The following is an 18,975-nucleotide window of genomic DNA, read 5'->3' on the forward strand; positions in this document are numbered from 1 at the left end:
CCGGACGGGACATCGACGGTGTAGCGCTCACGCGCGCGGGCGTGCGCCGGGTTTATAACCCGACGGCGATTAGCGATGGTAAGTTCCTATGTCAGAGCAGAGCGAATACGGAGCCGGCCAAATTCAGGTCCTCGAGGGCCTACAGGCCGTCCGTAAGCGACCGGCGATGTACATCGGGTCCACGGACGGTCGGGGGCTCCACCATCTCGTCTACGAGGTCGTCGACAACTCCATCGACGAGGCCCTCGCGGGCCACTGCGAGGAGATCGAGGTTCGGATCCACGACGACGGCTCCGTCTCCGTCACCGACGACGGACGCGGCATTCCGGTCGACACCCACGAGGAGTACGACCGCCCCGCCCTGGAGGTCATCCTGACGGTCCTCCACGCCGGCGGGAAGTTCGACTCGAAGTCGTATCAGGTGTCTGGCGGGCTTCACGGCGTGGGCGTCAGCGTCGTCAACGCGCTCTCCCAGCGGCTGGAGGTCGAGGTCAAACGCGACGGCGGCGTCTTCCGCCACGAGTTCGCGGCGGGAGAACCCGCCGAAGACGGCTTCGAGCGCGTCCGCGACATGGACGCCGACGAGTCGACCGGGACCCAGATCCGCTTTTGGCCCGACGAGGAGATATTCGAGACGACCGAGTTCCAGACGTCGACGCTCGCCAACCGGCTCCGCGAGCTGGCGTTCCTCAACTCCGGCGTCGAGATCCGCCTCCTCGACGACCGCGACGACACCGCGGAGACGTTCCGCTACGACGGCGGGATCCGCGAGTTCGTCGCGTACCTCAACGAGACCCGCTCGCCGATCCACGAGGAGGTCATCTACTTCGAGGACGAGACCGACGGCGTCCACGTCGAGGTCGCGATGCAGGCGACCGAGGAGCTTCAGGGGTCCGTCCACGCGTTCGCGAACAACATCAACACCCGCGAGGGCGGCACCCACCTCACCGGCTTCAAGACCGCCCTGACGCGGACGGTCAACGACTACGCCAACGAACACGGGCTGGTCAACGACCTCGACGCCAACCTCAAGGGCGAAGACGTCCGGGAGGGGCTGACGGCGGTCATCTCGATCAAACACCCCGACCCGCAGTTCGAGGGGCAGACGAAGACGAAGCTCGGTAACAGCGAGGTCCGCGGCGTCGTCGAGTCCGCGACCCACGAGAAGCTCGGCACCTTCTTCGAGGAGAACCCGGACACCGCCGAAAAGGTCGTCCACAAGGCCGCGGAGGCCGCCCGAGCGCGCAAGGCGGCGAAGAAGGCCGAGGAGCTGACCCGCCGGAAGTCCGCGCTGGAGTCGACCGCGCTACCCGGCAAGCTGGCGGACTGTCAGACCCGGGACCCGACCGAGGCGGAGCTGTTCGTCGTCGAGGGCGACTCCGCCGGCGGCTCGGCCAAGCAGGGCCGCAACCGCGAGAACCAGGCGATCCTCCCGCTCAAGGGGAAGATCCTCAACGTCGAGAAACACCGGCTCGACCGCATCCTCGAGAACGACGAGATCCGCGCGCTGATCACGGCGATCGGCGCCGGCATCGGCGAGGAGTTTGACATCGACGATGTCCGGTACAACAAGATCATCCTCATGACGGACGCCGACGTCGACGGCGCCCACATCCGGACGCTGCTTCTCACCCTGCTGTACCGCCACATGAAACCCCTCTTGGAGGCCGGCTACGTGTACGCGGCCCAGCCGCCGCTGTACCGCGTCCGCTACCGCGGCGAGACGTACGACGCGATGACCGAGGCGGAGCGCGACCGCATCGTCGAGGAGGAGTGCGACGGCAACCCCACGCAGGTCCAGCGGTTCAAGGGACTCGGGGAGATGAACCCGGACCAGCTGTGGGACACCACGATGGACCCGGAGAACCGCCGGCTCAAGCGGATCACCATCGACGACGCGGCCGCGGCGGACCGCATGTTCAACGTGCTGATGGGTGACGCGGTCGAGCCGCGCAAGCAGTTCATCAAGGAGCACGCGACCGAGGCGGAGTGGGTGGACATATGAGCTCGGACGCCCCCGACGCCGATCCCGGCGACGTTCCCGCCGCGCAGGTGACGAACGCGCGCATCGAAGACGAGATGGAGCAGTCGTACATCGACTACGCGATGTCCGTCATCGCGGGTCGCGCGCTCCCCGACGTGCGCGACGGACTCAAGCCCGTTCACCGCCGCATCCTCTTCGCGATGAACGAGGCGGGCGTGACGAGCAACTCCGCGCACCGCAAGTCCTCCTCCGTCGTCGGCGAGACGATGGGTGACTACCACCCGCACGGCGACAGCGCCATCTACGACACGCTCGCGCGGATGGCTCAGGACTTCTCGATGCGCTACCCGCTCGTCGACGGGCAGGGGAACTTCGGCTCCGTCGACGGCGACCCGCCGGCCGCGATGCGGTACACGGAGGCCCGGATGTCCCCCATCGCCGAGGAGCTCATGGCGGACATCGAGCGCGACACGGTCGACTTCTCCGCCAACTACGACGACCGCCTCGAGGAGCCGGAGGTCCTGCCGGCGGCGTTCCCGAACCTGCTCGTCAACGGCTCCTCGGGCATCGCCGTCGGGATGTCGACGAACATCCCGCCGCACAACCTCGGCGAGGTGATCGACGCGACCGTCGAGCTGATCGAGACGCCCGAGGCGACCGTCGAGGACCTGATGGAACACGTCAAGGGACCGGACTTCCCGACCGGCGCGAACATCGTCGGGCGGAACGCGGTCCACAAGGCGTACAAGACGGGGCGTGGACGGATCCGCGTCCGCGCGGAGTTCGAGGTCCTTGAGGAGGAGGGTCGGATCGTCATCTCCGAGCTCCCCTTCCAGCAGAACAAGTCGCGGCTCGTCGAGCGGATCGCCGAGGACGTCAACGAGGGCGCCATCGAGGGGATCCGCGACCTCCGCGACGAGTCCGACCGCGACGGGATCCGGATCGTCGTCGACCTCAAGCGCGACGCGATGGCCGAGGTCGTCAAGAACCAGCTATTGGAGAGCCACCTCGAACGCACGTTCGGCGTCATCAACCTCGCCCTGGTCGACGGCTCGCCGCAGGTGCTGGACCTCAAGCAGACGCTCGAACACTACGTCGACCACCGGCGCGACGTGGTCCGCCGGCGCTCCGAACACGAGCTCGAAGAGCGCGAGGACCGCGCGCACATCCTCGAAGGGCGGCTGAAGGCGCTCGACAACGTCGACAGCGTCGTCGAGACGATCCAGGACTCCGACGACCGCGACGCCGCGAAGGCAGCGCTGGAGTCCGCGTTCGACTTCACCGAGGCGCAGGCGGCGCATATCGTTCGGATGCAGCTCGGTTCGCTCACGTCGATGGAGACGGCCGAGATCGAAGACGAGTACGAGGAGGTGAAAGCCCGGATCGAGCGGCTGGAGACGATCCTCTCGGACCCCGACGAGCTCGATCAGGTGATCGTCGACGAGCTGCGGGACATTAAAGACGAGTACGACGACGAGCGACGCACGAGCTTCATCGAGGACGCGGGCGACGTGACCCACGAGGACCTCATCCCCGAGGAGGAGTGCGTCGTCGTGATGACCGAGGACGACTACATCAAGCGGATGTCGCTGGACACGTTCCGCGCGCAGAACCGCGGCGGGAAGGGGATCATCGGCACCGGACTCAAGGAGGGCGACCGCGTCTCCTCCGTGTTCGCGGCCAACTCCCACGACTACCTCCTCGCTTTCACCAACCACGGACAGATCTACGAGCTGAAGACCTACGAGATCCCGGAGATGTCCCGCACCGCCCGCGGGAAGTCCGCGGTCAACCTCCTCGACCTCGGCGACGGCGAAGAGATCGAGTCGGTCGTCAACACCGAGGACCTCGACGACGACGAGTTCCTCACGATGGTCACCCGCGACGGGTACATCAAGCGGACCGCCGTCGACGAGTTCGGCAATATCCGGTCGACCGGGATCCGTGCGATCCGGCTGGAGGACGGCGACGAGCTCGTCGACGTGGAGGTGACCGACGGCGACCGCGACATCGTCATCGGCAGCCGCCACGGGATGGCGATCCGGTTCGCGGAGTCGGAGGCCCGGGCGATGGGCCGGACGGCCCGCGGCGTGATCGGTATCGACCTCCGCGAGGACGACGCCGTCGCGGGCGTCGCCGCCATCGACGACGAGTACCACAACTGGGTGCTCACCGTCACCGAGAACGGGTACGGGAAGCGCTCGGACCTCGACGAGTACCGCCAGCAGTCCCGCAACGGGAAGGGACTGATCGACATCAAGACCGGCGACAGAAACGGCGAGGCGGTCGCCATCGAGGCGGTCACCCACGGCGACCACCTCGTCGCGATGAGCGCGGCCGGCCAGATCATGCGGACCCGCGTCGAGGAGATTTCGACGGTGAGCCGCAACACGAAGGGCGTCATCGTGATGAACCTCGAACCCGACGACGAGGTCGCCTCCGTCGACATCGTCCCCGAGTCGGTCCACGCCGTCGACGAGGGCGAGGAAGAGGACACCGAGACGGAAGACGCCGAGTAGCCGTCTCCGGCTGTTTCTTTTCCGGTGTCATCGGTGACCGAGGCCGCGTGTGTGGGCTTGAAGTCCCACCGCGACGAGCGACTGCCATGGAACGACGTCGACTCCTCGCCGCGAGCGCCGGTGCGCTCGCCGGAGCGGCCGCGGGTTGTCTCGGTTCGGGGGACCCGGACCCGAGTCAACTCGACCTGACCGTCCGCAACGACGGCGACGACCCGGTCGACGTGGACGTGGTCGTCGAGGGAGACGACGGAACGACGTACGCGGAGGAGTCCGACCGCGTCGACGCCGGCGTCGCGCGGGCGTTCGAGGTGACCGTCGGCGATACCGGGCGTCACGAACTCGCGGTGACCGGCGCCGACTGGGAGGGCCGGCTGGCGTGGGACGCGGGTACCTGTCGCCTGTACGACGGGCAGATCACGGTCGACGGCGAGCAGGTCGCGGTCGCGGGCGAGTGCGCCGATTCGCGGTAGGTCTCTCAGGAAAGTTACTTACTGTCTCCGCGAAAACACCCGGACGAGATGGACGAGTACGAGGGGATAGACGAGGTCGTACACGAACCGAGCGAGGCGTTCGCCGAGTCGACGAACGTCGCCGCGTTCATGCGCGAGTACGGGATCGACGACTACGAGGCGCTCATCGAGCGGACCACCTCGGAAGTCGCGGGTGAGCCCGACTCCGGCGTCGACTGGTTCTGGGACGAGATCGTCGACTACCTCGATATCGACTTCTATACCGACTACGACGCGGTCCGCGACAGCGCGGAGCGACGCTCCGCGGGCAACCGGACGCAGTCCGGTGACGATACGGAGGGACCGCAGTTCTCCGACTGGTACCCCGGCGGCGAGGTGAACGTCGCCCACAACGTCGTCGACCGCCACGCCGCGGTCGACTCGCCGAACCGCAACCGCGTCGCGCTGATCTGGGAGGGGGAGCCGGGCGACGTTCGCGAGATCACCTTTCACGAGCTCCGCCGGCAGAGCGACCGCGTCGCCAACTACCTGACCGAGGCGGGGATCGAGACCGGCGACACCGTCGGGCTGTACATGCCGATGGTGCCCGAGGTCGTCGCGATCCTCTACGGCTGCCTGAAGGTCGGCGCGATCGCGGTGCCAATATTCTCCGGGTTCGGCCGCGAGGCGACCGCGACGCGGATCGACGACGGGGAGCCGTCGGTGCTTTTCACCGGCGACGGGTTCTACCGCCGCGGCGACGAAGTCCGTCTGAAGGGGACCGCAGACGACGCCATCGACGACGCCGGCCACGTCGAGGAGGTCGTCGTGTTCGACCGGCTGGGCGCGACGCCCGCGGCGGACGGAGGGAAGGACGCCGGGGACGCGAGCGATCCCGTCCCGTGGAACGACGCGCGCGACAAGACGTGGGACGAGGCGGTCGGCTCCCAACCCGCGAGGTACGAGACGAAGCACCTCCCCAGCGACCAGGAGTCATTGCTGTTGTACTCCTCGGGGACCACCGGCGAGCCGAAGGGGATCGTTCACACCCACGCCGGCGTCCTCACGCAGTGCGCGAAGGAGATCCACTTCGGCTTCGACCAGAAACCCGCGGACCGCTTCTTCTGGGTTTCCGACATCGGCTGGATGATGGGTCCGTGGACGCTGATCGGCAACCACGCCTTCGGCGGGACGGTGGTGATGTACGAGGGCGCCCCGGACCACCCGGAGCCGGACCGCTTCTGGGAGATGATCGACCGACACGGAATCACGCAGTTCGGCATCTCGCCGACCGCGATCCGCGCGCTCCGCAAGCACGGAGATGAATGGGTCGAGGGTCACGACCTCTCCTCGCTCCGCATCCTCGGCTCTACCGGCGAGCCGTGGGACCCCGAGTCGTGGCGCTGGTTCTACGACGCGGTCGGCGGCGGCGACTGCCCGATAATCAACATCTCCGGCGGCACGGAGATCTGCGGCTGCTTCCTGATGCCGATGCCGAACCAGCCGCTGAAGCCCTGTACGCTCGGCGGCCCGGGACTCGGCATGGACATCGACATCGTCGACGAGACGGGCGAGTCGGTGAGAGAGTCGGGGCGGCGCGGCTACCTCGTCGCGCGCGACTCCTGTCCCTCGATGACGAAGTCGCTGTGGTCGGGCGACGAGCGCTACCTCGAGGAGTACTGGTCGACGTGGCCCGACCTGTGGGACCACGGCGACTTCGCGCAGAAGGACGAAGACGGCTTCTGGTTCCTCCACGGCCGCGCCGACGACGCGCTCAACGTCGCCGGCCGGAAGGTCGGCCCGGCCGAGATCGAGGGCGTCCTCATCGACCACGACGCCGTCAATCAGGCGGCCGCGGTCGGCGTTCCCGACGACACCACCGGCACCGCGGTCGTCGCGTACGTCGTCCTCGAACCAGGCGTCGACCCGAGTGACGACCTCCGCGAGGAGCTCCGGGCGCTGGTCGGCGACGAACACGGCAAGCCGTTCCGGCCGCGAGAGCTGCTGTTCGTCGACGCCTTCCCGAAGACGCAGTCGGGGAAGATCATCCGCCGCGCGATCGAGTCGGTGTACAACGACGAGGATCCCGGCGACCTCTCGTCGATGGAGAACCCGGAGGCGCTCGACGCGCTCCGCGACCCGTCCTGAGGGCGATCGCTGTCCGACCGAATCGGTCCTCAGTCAGTCGCTCGCGTCCGCCACCGCCTCGTCGAGCGCGTCGTAGTCCGGCTCCTGCCCGGCGTCGTCCGCGAGCCAGCGGTACGTCACGGTCCCCTCCGCATCGATCACGAAGACGGCGCGCTGCGCGACCGTCTCGACCCCGTAGTGCTCGAAGTCCTCGATCACGTCGTACGCCTCGATCGCGCGGTGGTCGGGGTCGCCGACGAGCGCGAACGGCAGGTCGTACTGGGCGCGGTACGCGGCCAGCGCGTGCGGGAGGTCGGTGCTCACGCCGAACAGGGTACAGTCGTCGCGGTCGAACCCGTCGCGCAGCGCCTCCATCTCGTCGGTACAGGTGTTCGAGAAGGCGGCGGGGAAGAAGGCGAGCACGACCGGCTCGTCGCCGAGGTGGTCGGCGAGTTCGAACGGTTCGATGTCGCCGTCTACGAGCGATCCGGTGAAGTTGGGGGCGTCGTCGCCGACAGCTGGCATATCCGTTTCTCGTCGGCCGGCCGTATCACCGTTTCGGCGGCGGCGCTCCGATCGAGCGAGGCAAAAAGACTATAGTCGCCACAGGGCTACAGCGAGATAGAGATGACAAGTGCGATTCCACTGTTCGGCGGCCTTCCGGTGGGGCCGGAGCTCCTCATAATCCTGCTCGTGTTGGTCCTGCTGTTCGGGGCGAACAAGATTCCGAAGCTTGCCCGGTCGACGGGGCAGGCGATGGGTGAGTTCAAGAAGGGCCGCGAAGAGATCGAAGAGGAGCTGAAAGAAATGGAAGACGGCGAGGAGGGGTCGACGCTCGACGACGAGGACGACGAGTTCGACGACCTCGAAACCGAGACCGAAAAGGAAACGAGCGCGTAACCCGGTCCCGACGCCGACGGACAGCCGCCGTCGTATTTTCTCCTCCCTCGTTTTGGGCGCGTGGCCTAGCGGACAGGGCGAGAGGTTCCTAACCTCTCGATCGCGGGTTCGAATCCCGTCGCGCCCGTTCCTTCGCTTCGCTCAGTCACGGGCGCGACTGGCTCCCCGCTCGCTTCGCTCGCGTGGATCCCGCCGCGCCCGCTACCTGCGAACGAAGTGAGCAGTAGCGGCGCAAGCGGGATTTGAAGCAGGGAACGACCCCTGCCTCACTCTGCTCGCGTAGATCCCACCGCACCCTCGCAGATCGGCTCTGTTGAAATCCCATCATTCAGATATATCATCGACTGAAACAGCCGGTCGATGAGAGCTGCGAATTACTCGCTTTGGGGTGTATTCCCGATTGCCTCTCCAGCAAAACCGTATATGAGGCCGAGAAGACCGATGAGGAGTCCGAAATGAAGTGAACCCGGAGAGGCATACATATCAGGGGAAAGCATCGCAATACCTCTGTGTACGGTCAGGAGTACCGCAAACAACTCGATGAGGACTGCTTTTTGGAGGGACATTCACCCGAGAGCAGCGCTTGTTTTAGGTAAATCCTACGATAGATGATTCCCTGTACTGACCACAACCGGATCAAAATATGTCATTTACTGAGGGTTTCAACAGAACCCGCAGATCATTTTAAATTCCCGTCACCGTCCTCGACGTCTCGGGGGCGTCCCTCAGTCCGATCCCTCGCCCAGCCGCGGGAACGAGTGCGACGCGAGCGCGACCGATCCGACCGCGATAGCGAGCGTCGCGGCCGCCAGTCCGGTTCCGGGTTCGTACAAAAGCGGCGGGTGGTAGCCGACCCAGTAGTCGACGACGACGTTCGCGACGCCGAGCGCCAGCGCCGCCGCGAGCGCGCCCGGCGTCGTGCGTCCGAAGGCGGGAAACAGGAGCGCGAGTCCGACGAACAGCAGGTGCGTCCCGATCACGCCCCAGTAGTAGAGCCAGGCGTCGGGGGCGGCGACGTACTGTCCGAACGCGAGGTTGAGCGAGACCAGCGGCCAGACGCCGAACTGGACCAGCCAGACGAACGCGAGTGTCTGGAGGTACGCCAGCCCGCGCGAGTTCGGGGCGTCCGCGGTGACGTCGCCGCCGCGTCGGACGGTGGGGGCAATCGCGACGAGGACGGCGCCGCCGAGCGCGACCGCGGCCGCGGAGTCCGCGTACAGCGGCCAGAGGGGGACCGGTACCCCGCCTGCCGTCGGCGCGTAGTACCCGACTCCCACCGCGAGCATGAACGCGGTGAACGCGCAGACGACGGCGAGGCTCCGCGGCGTCCCGAGCAGTTCCTCCGCGATCGCCGCCCGGACCCGCCGCCTGACCGCGGGCCGCCGAAGGCGCTTGAGCCGCCGAAGTCGCCGGAACCACTCGGAGCGTGTCACACCCGACGATCGGTTCGCGTGGGACTAAAACCCGCCCGTCCGCTGTCGATTATCAATCGCGGTGTTTTGCGAGACACCTTTTTCAACGGATAAAGCGTTCCCTACGCTATGAGCAACGAGGATGCCGAGCGCTCCGCCCCGCGATCCGATCCGGCGGGCGATAGCTCGGCGTCCGACGCGTCCGAATCCGGCGGGGGGGCGGCGGACGAAACGGAGGCGGACGCAACGGAAGCGGACGCGGCAGAGGCGGCCGCGATAGCGGCGGATGCGCCGGACGAAGACACACCGAGCGCGACGGATTCGGCCCCGAAATCGCCGGATCACACGGACGACGACAGCCCGGACGACGACAGCTCAGACGACGACAGCCCGGATGACGGAGCGTCCGAATCACCCGAATCAGACGAGGGGACGGGATCGAACGACGGACCTCCGGTCGTCACCGGCCGGTACTCCTGGCGGTCGCTGCTCGCGGAGCGGGGACACGAGAGCGCCGCGAAGCGCGTGTACGGCGACGTGCCGGACGCGCCCGCGGTCCCGGCCGACGCGGTCGCGCTCCACCTCCCGGACGGCGTCGACGAGGTGATCCGGGCCGCCGGCGTCGACGAACCCTTCGAGACCGACGGCGAGACCACCGTTACCGGCCACGACACCCCCGAGCGAGGCACGCTCGTGATCGGTCCGGACGCCGTCCTCCTCAGCGGTTCGGCGGTCGTACCGACGGGCGAGCGACGCGCGACTCCCCCGACCTCCCTGACCGCTGAGACCGACGAGAACGGGGGCGAAACCGCGGACGACGCCGAGGGGAGCGCGGACGCCGATCCCGAGACGGACCCGGGCGAGGTGGCGGAGCCGAAGCCGGCGGAGACCACTGACGCGGCGGACGTTGACGCCGTCCCGGACCCCGACGCCGGCCTGGACCTCGACGCCGGCCCGGACGCCGACGGCTCAGACACCGTCTTCGCCGGTCCGGTCGGTCGGGGCGGCGTCCCCGGAATCGTCGTCGCGCCCGGAGACGGCGTCGAGTCGGTCCCGGCACGCGCGCCGACCCCGGAGGAGTGGGACCGCGTCGAGTTCGATCCGGCGGACCTCCTCGGGTTCGATCCGAGCGAGTCGGAGTACCGGTTCCGCGCGGCCGCCGCGGTCGGCGATGTCCTCTGGGACATGTGCGCGGCCCGGTACGACCCCTACTCGGTCCCGGTGTTGAAGGGCTACTACACGTGGGACGACTACCGCGAGGAGTTCTTCCTCGACGAGGAGGGGAACCCGCCGACCGAGGAGAACGAGGCGGGAGAGGAAGTGCCGCTCTCGTTCACCCACGAGGACAAGACGGAGGCGCTCGGCTTCGACCCGGACCGCACCGAGGAGCTGCTCGGCGCGGGCGAAAGCGCCGCCGCCGAACTCGCGGACCTCGTCGACGAGCGGACCGTCGACGTCAACCCGGAGATCGACGAGGACGCGTTCTTCTCGACCGCGTCGGGCCGCACCACCCTGACGAACCGGTACGACTTGGAGAAGGCGGTGCCGATGCCGAAGAAGACGCACTTCCGCGAGGAGGAGCGTTACTGGGTGAACAAGCCGTACGCGTTCGTCATCGTCTTCCGGTCGACGAAGGAGAACGAGGTGAAGTACTACGCGGTCCAGCCGTACCGGACGGAGATCGAAGCGGACCTCACCGAGTTCCTCACCGGGAAGCTCCGGACGTCGATCAAGTACGCCGACGAGTCGATCGCGGGCGGTGACGAGGCGTTCCGCGAGGAGGTGATCGTCGAGGAGACGCGCTCGCTGCTCGATCGGTTCGACCTCTACGAGGACGACGGCGACGAGCGCGGGATCGCGGACACGCTGGTCGACCGGTTCGGCGTCGACCCGACGGACGGGATCGCCGGGCGGATCGCGGAGTCGCTGGGGTACGAGCCGCCCGTGGAGTCGCCGTCGGACCCGCCGTCGATTAGCGCTCGCCCGGAGCCGGCCGTCCTCGCGGAGGACGCCGAGACGCTCTCCGAACATCAGGTCGAGAAGCTGCTGTACTACCTCAAACGGGACTTCATCGGCTACGAGCGGATCGATCCGATCAAGTACGACATCAACGTCGAGGACATCTCCTGTGATGGGTACAACTCGCCCGTCTTCGTCTACCACTCGGAGTACGAGCAGATCATCACGAACATCCACCACGGCACCGACGAGCTGGACGACTTCGTCGTGAAGCTCGCGCAGCGCTCCGGGAAGGGGATCTCGAAGCGCAGGCCGCAGGTCGACGCCACCCTCCCGGACGGGTCGCGTGCCCAGCTCACCCTCGGTCGCGAGGTGTCCGACCACGGGACCAACTACACGATCCGGCAGTTCAACGACGTGCCGTTCACGCCGATCGACCTGATCAACTGGAAGACGTTCTCGCTCGACGAGATGGCGTTCCTCTGGCTCTCCATCGAGAACCACAAGAGCCTGATCTTCGCCGGCGGGACCGCGTCCGGGAAGACGACGAGCCTGAACGCGGTCTCCCTCTTCATCCCCTCGAACGCGAAGATCGTCTCCATCGAGGACACCCGCGAGGTGGAGCTTCCCCAGCGCAACTGGATCGCCTCCGTCACGCGCCCCTCCTTCTCCGACGACGACAAGGGCGACATCGACGAGTTCGACCTGCTGGAGGCCGCACTCCGCCAGCGCCCCGACTACATCGTGATGGGCGAGATCCGCGGCGAGGAGGGCCGGACCGCCTTCCAAGTGATGTCCACGGGTCACACCACCTACACCACGTTCCACGCCGACTCCGTCGGCGAGGTGCTCAAGCGGTTCACCACCGACCCGATCAACGTCTCGAAGACGATGTTCACGGCCCTCGACCTGGTCTCCATCCAGACCTCCACCCGCGTTCAGGGCAAGAAGGTGCGCCGGAACAAGTCGATCACCGAGATCAACCACTACGACGCCGAGAACGACGAGATCAACGTCCAGGACGTGTTCCAATGGCAGGCGGAGACGGACGAGTTCCTCCAGATGGGCGACTCGAACACCCTCGAAGACATCATGTTCGACCGCGGCTGGAGCCGGGCGACCCTCGACGAGGAGCTCCGCAAGCGTCGGGTCGTGTTGGCGTACCTCATCGACCGCGGACTCAACAGCTACGCGCAGGTGGCGGCGACGTTCCAGGCGTTCATCAACGACCCGGAGACGGTGCTGGCGCTGATGGCGAACGACGAGCTGGAGCGCTCGCTGGAGGACCTCCGCGAGATGGAGTCAGTGCTGATCAACGTCGACCGCGACAAGGAGGAGCTGGTTCCGCGGCCCGACCCGGACGCCGAGGCCGAGGCGGCGGTCGCAGAGATCCTCGACTCGGCCGAGGACTTGTTCGAGACGTACCGCGGCGAGGTGCCCGACTCGGTCGCGGACGCCCTCCTGGAGATGGACCACGCCCGCGACGTCGAAGCCCGACCAACAGACGACCGAGAGGCCCTCGCCGAGACGGCTCGGGAGGCGGACGCGACCGCGACAGATCCGGATACGGCGGCGAACGCGACCGACGCGGACGCGACGACCACGGACGCGACGACTACGGATCCGATCGACGCCGACCCCTCGGGCGCCCCGTCTCTCGACCCCGCTCACGGCGACTTCGAGGGGGTTTCAGAGGAGGACGCGACCGCGGCCGGCGACGGCTCCGACGATTCCGGAGAGATAGACTTCGAAGAGCCGTTCGACGGGGGAGTCGACGTACTCTCGTCGTCCGCGGAGCCGTCCGAGCGGGGCGCGGTACCCGAGACGGACGCGGCGCCCGAGGCGGACGCCGCACCGGACGTGAGCGAGGGGTTCAGCGCCACCGACCCCGTCGCGGGCGACGGTCCTGACGGAACCGCTGACGGGGAGTCAGGCGAGACCGACGAGGAGGGGACGGCGGCCGGCGACGACGCGGAGACCGACGGCGTGAAAGCGGCCGAGAGCGACGACTCCGACGACGCCGACTCCGACGTCGCCGCTGAATCCGACGACGTCGCCCCCGACGACGACATCGACGACTGGGGGTTCGACGCCGTCGAGTCCGCGGAGGACGGGTGACACGATGTCCGTCGTGAGGGCCGAGCCGTGAGCATCGACGTGGACGCGGGCGACGGGGGTCTCGACGCGAACGTCCTCGCGGAGCTGTGCTACCCGGTGTTCGAGCTGCTGTTCGACTCCGACGGCGATTTCGTGGGCGACGTCGAGCGCAAGCTCGTCGAGGCGCGGATGCCCGATCAGGTCGAGATGTACGTCTCGCTGGCGCTCGCCGTCGGGCTGCTGGTCGGCGGGGCGCTCTGGGCGCTCGGGACGCTCGTCGGCTACGGCGTGTTCTCGCTCGGACTGATCGACCCCGAGGCGCTCTCGCTCGGGATCCCCGCGCCGACGCCCGGCGTTCAGGCGGTGCTTCGCTCGCTCGTCGTCCCGACTGCGGTACTCGTCAGCGGTCTCGTCTTTGGCTCGCTCGGGTTCGCGATCGGGTTCGGCGGTCTCATCGCGGTCCCGTACTCGCGGGCCTCCTCGCGGAAACGCGAGATCAACCTCCTGCTCGCCGACTCCGTCTCGTTCATGTACGCCCTCTCCGTCGGCGGACTCAACCAGCTTGAGATCCTCCGCGCGATGGCGACCGCGGAAGACACGTACGGCGAGGTGTCCCGCGAGTTCCAGAGCATCGTCAACGAGACGGAGTACTTCGGCACCGACTACCGCAACGCGATCCGCCAGCAGTCGATGGAGACGCCCTCCGACGAGCTCTCGCAGTTCCTCGCCGACATGCTCTCTATCGTCAACTCCGGGGGCGACATGGAGAGCTTCCTGAAGGACAAAAAGGAGAAACACCTCCGCACGTCGAAACAGGAGCGCGAGATGACGTTGGAGACCCTGGAGCTGTTCGGCGAGATGTACATGACGCTCTCCCTGTTCCCGCTGCTTCTCATCATCATTCTCGTCATCATGGGGATGATGGGCGAGGCCGACGACCGCCTGCTGTACGTCACGGTGTACCTGCTCATTCCGCTGGTCGGCGTCGGCTTCCTCGTGCTCGTCTCGACGGTGAAACAGGACGACCCGGGCGACGGCTTCCTCCAGCCGGACGGCGGCAGCGAACGGCTCCGACAGACGAGCCAGGAGGGACTGTTCCACTTCGGGCTGGTGGAGGCGTTCGTCGGCAACTTCCGCGTCTTCGACCGCATCCGCGACCGCGAGGGGACCCACAAGACGATGGAGATCCTCTCCGCACCGCACCTCTTCTTGCGCGAGAACCCGCTGTACACCCTCGCGCTGACCGTTCCCTCGGCGCTCGCGCTCGTCGCCGTCGCGGCCGCGGCCGGCTCGGCGCCGACGACGCTCGACGGGTGGATCGACCGGCCGGTCTGGTCGGCGTTCGTGTGGGTGTACGTCCCCCTCTACGTCGTGTTGCTCCCGCTCGGGGTCTTCTACGAGTGGCACCAGCGCTCGCGGCGGGCGGTGACGGGGAAGCTCTCCGAGACGCTCCGGAAGCTCTCCTCCGCGAACGACACCGGGCAGACGCTGCTCGAGTCCGTGCGCACGGTCTCGGACACGTCGACCGGGAAGCTCGCGGAGGAGTTCGAGGTGGTTCACGCGAAGGTGAACTACGGGATGAGCCTGCGCGACGCCCTCGTGGAGTTCAACAACGCCTACGCGGTGCCCCGGCTTGCGCGGACGGTGAAGCTCATTACGGAGGCGCAGGAGGCCTCCTCACAGATCACGGACGTGTTGACGACGGCCGCGCAGGCCTCGGAGAACCAGGACGACATCGAGCGCGAGCGTAAGTCCCGGACCCGGATCAGGTGGCGATCATCGTGATGACGTACATCACGCTGCTCGGGGTGATGGCCATCCTCCAGACGCAGTTCATCGCCGTGATGGGCGATCTGGTCTCCCAGAGCGACGGCGGCGGCAGCGCCGGCGGGGCGGGATTCGGCGGGGGCGGCGGCATCGACCCCGACGTGCTCTCGATGCTGTTCTTCCACGCGGTGACGATCCAGGCGATCCTCTCGGGGTTCATCAGCGGCTACATCCGCGACGCGGAGCTCACCTCGGGCGTCAAGTTCGCCGTGATCCTGATGACTCTGGCGCTGGGGGTGTGGATCTATGTCGGATGACCGCGCGCAGACCGTCCTCGACTTCGTCGTCGGGATGTCGGTGTTCCTCGTCGCGGTCGGGTTCACGTTCGCGTTCGTCCCGTCGCTACTGGAGCCGTACGCCGTCGGCGAGGGGGCGACCGTCATCGTCGCCGAGCGCGGCGCCGCGCGGCTCGCGGAGTCGTCGCTCGCGGGAGCCGGTTCGACCGCGACGCTGTCGCACGCCTGTACGCTCGCGTTCTTCGACGAGACGGCCCCGGGCGCGGCGACCGAGTCGGACTGCGCGTGGACGGAGAGTGCCGACGACCTCCACGCGGAACTCGGCATCGACGACTTCCGGGGACTCAACCTCACCGTGACGCAGCACGGGAGTGTCGGCACGCTCGATTCCGACGGGGAGACCGTCGCGATGCGCGCCGGTCCCGCGCCGCCGCGGACGGAGAGCGTCTCGGCCGCGAGTCGTATCGTCACCATCGACGACCCCGAGGACCGGCGGGGGCCCGAGACCTACCGGCTCACGCTGCTGGTGTGGTGAGATGTTCGTCGAACACCTCCCCGACGACCGGGGACAGGCGCACACCCTCGAGGCGTTCACGGCAGCGCTGCTTCTGGTCGCCGGTCTCATCTTCGCGACGCAGGCGACCGCCGTGACGCCGCTTTCCGCCAGCACGTCGAACCAACACGTCGAGAACCAGGCGGCAATCGCCGCACAGGACGTGTTGACGACGGCGGGCGAAAGCGGAAATCTGACCGCAGCGCTGCTGTACTACGACGGAGAGGGGTTCGTCAACGCGAGCGAAGACGGCTCCTACGTCGGCGTTCCCCCGGAGCAGCACCCGCTTCACGACCCGCTGGCGGAGGCGTTCGGCGACCGCCAGATCGCGTTCGACATCGAGGTGTCTTACCCCGAGGACGGCGGTAATCGGACGGGGGACACCACGATGGTCGACATGGGGACGCCGAGCGACAACGCGGCGACGGCGAGCGTCCGCGTCGCGCTGTACGGCGACGACCGGTTCGGGGCGGACGGTGACAGGGACTCCCTCGCGGAGAACGGCACGGAGTCGTACTTCGCGCCCCCGGTCGACGGAGACCGGCCGGAGGTTCTGTACACGGTCGTGGAGGTGCGAATCACCGCATGGCAGATGTGAGCCTGCCTTACTTCCGCGACCGAGAGAGCGACGGTACCGACGACGGTCACGGCCGTCGTAGCGGTGAGCGCAGCCGCGGCGACGACGATCGCGACGAGGACCGGGCGCAGATCATCCTTATCACCGGACTGACGCTCGCTGTCCTCTTCGTCGCGGTCGTCCTCCTGTTGAACACCGTCATCTACACCGAGAACCTCGCGACCCGGGGCGCCGACGCGGGCGGCGCGGAGGCGATCGAGTTCCGCGACGGCGCCGTCGAGGACCTCGCCGGGATCCTCCACCGCGAACACCGGAACCGGAGCAGCGCCGCCGGGGTGGAGAGCGACTTCAACGAGAGCGCGCGGACGTACGCCCGGACGGTCGCCGATCTCCGCGCGCGGGACGGGGTGATCGCCGACGTGCGCGTCACGGACACGGAGCCGGGCCACTTCGTCGCGCAAAACGAGACCGACACCGGATTCCGGAACATGACGGCCCCTGACGACTCGACCGCGAACTGGACCCTGGTGAACAACGTCTCCCGCGCCCGGAACTACCGGTTGACCGTGAACTCGACGTCCCTCTCGAACGACGAGGGCGGAGCGTTCGCGGTCGTGGCCGACGGCGCGGACGAGGACTGGTCGGTGACGCTGTCGAACAACTCGACCGACGCGATCACCGTGCGGGTGAGAAACGCGACGATCGACGATTCGAAGACCTTCACCCACAGGCCAGACGAGAACGTCACTATCGACCTGACCGCCGGTACGGTCGCCGGCCAGCGGTTCCCCAAGCTCGTCTGGGCCGGGGGCGTCCAGAGCGAAAACGAACCGTACGACGCGTACAACATCAGCTACGAGAACGGCGACAACGCGACCGGAACGTACAGCTTCGTTGTCGACGAGCGCGACGAAACGTCCCCCATCGACGACTCCTCGCACCCCTACGTCGTCGAGGGGATCTACAGCGTCGATGTCGAGCTCAGCCACAGGACGCCGGAGCTGACCTACGGCGACGTGGTACGGATCGCACCGGGTGAGCGCGATGCGTGAGACGCCCGGGGGGACGGACCGCGCCGTGTCGGTCACCGTCGGTTACGTCATGACGCTCGCGATCTCGACGCTGCTGCTGTCGGGGCTGTTCGTCGCCGGCGGCTCGTTCGTCGAGACGCAGCGCGAGCGCGCGGCGCAGGGGGAACTCACCGTCGTCGGCGAGCGGATCGCGGCGGACATCGGAACCGTCGACAGGCTCGCGGCGAACGCGGCGTCGCGGGAGGACCTCACGGTCGACCGACCGGTGACCCTCCCCGACAGGGTGTCCGGGACTGGGTATCGGGTACGCGTGACCGCGGACGACACTCGGGGGACGATCGCGCTCGAAAGCGATCGGACCGACGTGACCGTCGAGGTGCCGTTCCGCACGAGCGAGAACGTCGCGATCGAGAATGCGACCGTCGACGGCGGCGATCTTCGGATCCGGTGGGAATCCCCTGACGAAGGTGCCGGAACGAACGGCACCGTGGTGGTGAGCGAGCGATGAGGGGCGCCGACCGCGGCGCCGGCTTCCGGAGCGCCGACCGCGGCGTCAGCGAGACCGTCGGGTTCGTGTTGGTGTTCGCGCTGATCGCGACGACGATCGCAGTCACGTTCACCGTCGGACTTGGTGGGTTGGAGGACGCCCAGCTCGCGGAGCGCGACAACAACGTCGAGCGAGCGTTCGACGTCCTCCACGACAACTTCAACGACCTCAGCCGGGACGGCGCGCCGAGCCGGGCCACCGAGCTCCGGCTCGGCGGGGGCGAGCTGGCGTTCGCGGACGACTCGACCTACAGGATATACAACGAGTCCAACGATTCGGTCGAAGGCTCGACGACGGCGATCGTGTACCGCGGCGCGGGCGAGACGGAGATCCGCTACGAACACGGTGCGGTGATCCGGAGCGACGGAGGAGGCAGCGTCATGCTTCAGGAGCCGGACGTCCTGTTCGGCGAGACGACGCTGATCGGACTCGTCGCCCTCGGTCCGAGGGGGACCGAGAGCGTCGGCGGCGACCGGACGGTGCTCGTTCGGGGCGCCCACCCCGACGACGGCACCGTGACGGAGGTGAGCGAAAACGTCACGATCCGGATCGAGGCCCGACCGCCGACGCTTGGTACCGGTACTTCGACGACGAGAGAGACGGCGCCGGCGACGGGACGATCACCGACGTCACCCACACCCCGGCCGACGACGAGACGAGGGTGAACCTGAGCGTCGACGGTGACGACCGGCTCGTGGTCCACCGGACGCTGGTCGACGTCCGATTCACCGACTGAGCGGGCCGGCTCCGTGCCGGC

General features: G+C 67.7%; 14 protein-coding genes, 1 tRNA gene and 1 pseudogene. 13 read left to right on the forward strand and 3 right to left on the reverse strand.

Translation table 11 applies throughout. The features are described from left to right. The first annotated feature begins 88 nt into the window (after positions 1 to 88). The 4 genes from gyrB (at position 89) to ACODNG_RS00940 (ending at position 7,100) form a co-directional block, all read left to right on the forward strand. The gene (gene gyrB / locus ACODNG_RS00925; protein WP_434522050.1) at positions 89 to 2,005 is read left to right on the forward strand and encodes a DNA topoisomerase (ATP-hydrolyzing) subunit B; all 1,917 of its coding nucleotides are present in this window, start codon (positions 89 to 91) and stop codon (positions 2,003 to 2,005) included. After that, positions 2,002 to 4,503 (forward strand): DNA gyrase subunit A, encoded by a 2,502-nt coding sequence (gene gyrA / locus ACODNG_RS00930; protein WP_434522051.1) that lies wholly within the window; start codon positions 2,002 to 2,004, stop codon positions 4,501 to 4,503. Before gyrB ends, gyrA begins: the two co-directional genes overlap by 4 nt. 86 nt (positions 4,504 to 4,589) lie before the next feature. Further along, positions 4,590 to 4,973 carry a hypothetical protein gene (locus tag ACODNG_RS00935; protein WP_434522052.1) on the forward strand — a complete coding sequence of 128 codons (384 nt, stop codon included), beginning with the start codon at positions 4,590 to 4,592 and terminating at the stop codon, positions 4,971 to 4,973. A 48-nt stretch (positions 4,974 to 5,021) separates the two neighbouring features. Further along, positions 5,022 to 7,100, forward strand: a complete 2,079-nt coding sequence (locus tag ACODNG_RS00940) for an AMP-binding protein (RefSeq protein ID WP_434522053.1) — start codon at positions 5,022 to 5,024, stop codon at positions 7,098 to 7,100. 33 nt (positions 7,101 to 7,133) lie between these two features. Here ACODNG_RS00940 and ACODNG_RS00945 read toward each other — a convergent pair whose 3' ends face one another. Next, entirely contained in the window at positions 7,134 to 7,604 is a 471-nt protein-coding gene (locus ACODNG_RS00945) for a redoxin domain-containing protein (RefSeq protein WP_434522054.1), read from the reverse strand. A gap of 102 nt (positions 7,605 to 7,706) precedes the next feature. Between ACODNG_RS00945 and ACODNG_RS00950 the strand changes: the two genes are divergently transcribed. Beyond that, on the forward strand, positions 7,707 to 7,979 hold the full coding sequence (locus tag ACODNG_RS00950; RefSeq protein ID WP_434522055.1) for a Sec-independent protein translocase subunit TatA/TatB: 273 nt from the start codon (positions 7,707 to 7,709) through the stop codon (positions 7,977 to 7,979). A gap of 54 nt (positions 7,980 to 8,033) precedes the next feature. Continuing rightward, positions 8,034 to 8,106: transfer RNA gene (locus ACODNG_RS00955), tRNA-Arg, on the forward strand. A gap of 247 nt (positions 8,107 to 8,353) precedes the next feature. On the opposite strand, the gene ACODNG_RS00960 is transcribed toward ACODNG_RS00955, so the two are convergent. Next, on the reverse strand, positions 8,354 to 8,545 hold the full coding sequence (locus ACODNG_RS00960) for a hypothetical protein (protein WP_434522056.1): 192 nt from the start codon (positions 8,543 to 8,545) through the stop codon (positions 8,354 to 8,356). 159 nt (positions 8,546 to 8,704) lie between these two features. Beyond that, a complete protein-coding gene (locus ACODNG_RS00965; protein WP_434522057.1) occupies positions 8,705 to 9,412 on the reverse strand; it encodes a DUF1405 domain-containing protein in 708 nt (235 codons plus the stop codon). A gap of 108 nt (positions 9,413 to 9,520) precedes the next feature. Between ACODNG_RS00965 and ACODNG_RS00970 the strand changes: the two genes are divergently transcribed. From ACODNG_RS00970 to ACODNG_RS01000, 7 genes and pseudogenes are all read left to right on the forward strand, one after another. Then, positions 9,521 to 13,468: a type II/IV secretion system ATPase subunit gene (locus tag ACODNG_RS00970; protein WP_434522058.1), complete on the forward strand. Its 3,948-nt coding sequence runs from the start codon at positions 9,521 to 9,523 to the stop codon at positions 13,466 to 13,468. Between the two features lie 27 nt (positions 13,469 to 13,495). After that, positions 13,496 to 15,531: pseudogene (locus ACODNG_RS00975) on the forward strand (type II secretion system F family protein). After that, positions 15,521 to 16,045: a DUF7287 family protein gene (locus ACODNG_RS00980; protein WP_434522059.1), complete on the forward strand. Its 525-nt coding sequence runs from the start codon at positions 15,521 to 15,523 to the stop codon at positions 16,043 to 16,045. The pseudogene ACODNG_RS00975 and the gene ACODNG_RS00980 overlap by 11 nt, the downstream one beginning before the upstream one ends. A gap of 1 nt (position 16,046) precedes the next feature. Next, positions 16,047 to 16,661, forward strand: coding sequence for a DUF7288 family protein (locus tag ACODNG_RS00985; protein WP_434522060.1), 615 nt, complete (start codon positions 16,047 to 16,049; stop codon positions 16,659 to 16,661). Beyond that, complete coding sequence (locus ACODNG_RS00990; RefSeq protein WP_434522061.1) at positions 16,649 to 17,692, forward strand: DUF7261 family protein; 1,044 nt, start codon at positions 16,649 to 16,651, stop codon at positions 17,690 to 17,692. Before ACODNG_RS00985 ends, ACODNG_RS00990 begins: the two co-directional genes overlap by 13 nt. Further along, positions 17,685 to 18,179 carry a DUF7266 family protein gene (locus tag ACODNG_RS00995; protein ID WP_434522062.1) on the forward strand — a complete coding sequence of 165 codons (495 nt, stop codon included), beginning with the start codon at positions 17,685 to 17,687 and terminating at the stop codon, positions 18,177 to 18,179. The genes ACODNG_RS00990 and ACODNG_RS00995 overlap by 8 nt, the downstream gene beginning before the upstream one ends. After that, positions 18,176 to 18,883, forward strand: a complete 708-nt coding sequence (locus tag ACODNG_RS01000) for a DUF7289 family protein (RefSeq protein WP_434522063.1) — start codon at positions 18,176 to 18,178, stop codon at positions 18,881 to 18,883. The genes ACODNG_RS00995 and ACODNG_RS01000 overlap by 4 nt, the downstream gene beginning before the upstream one ends. Positions 18,884 to 18,975 lie beyond the last annotated feature (92 nt).

The organism is Halorubrum sp. AS12, assembly GCF_051122765.1.
Classification (GTDB): domain Archaea; phylum Halobacteriota; class Halobacteria; order Halobacteriales; family Haloferacaceae; genus Halorubrum; species Halorubrum trapanicum.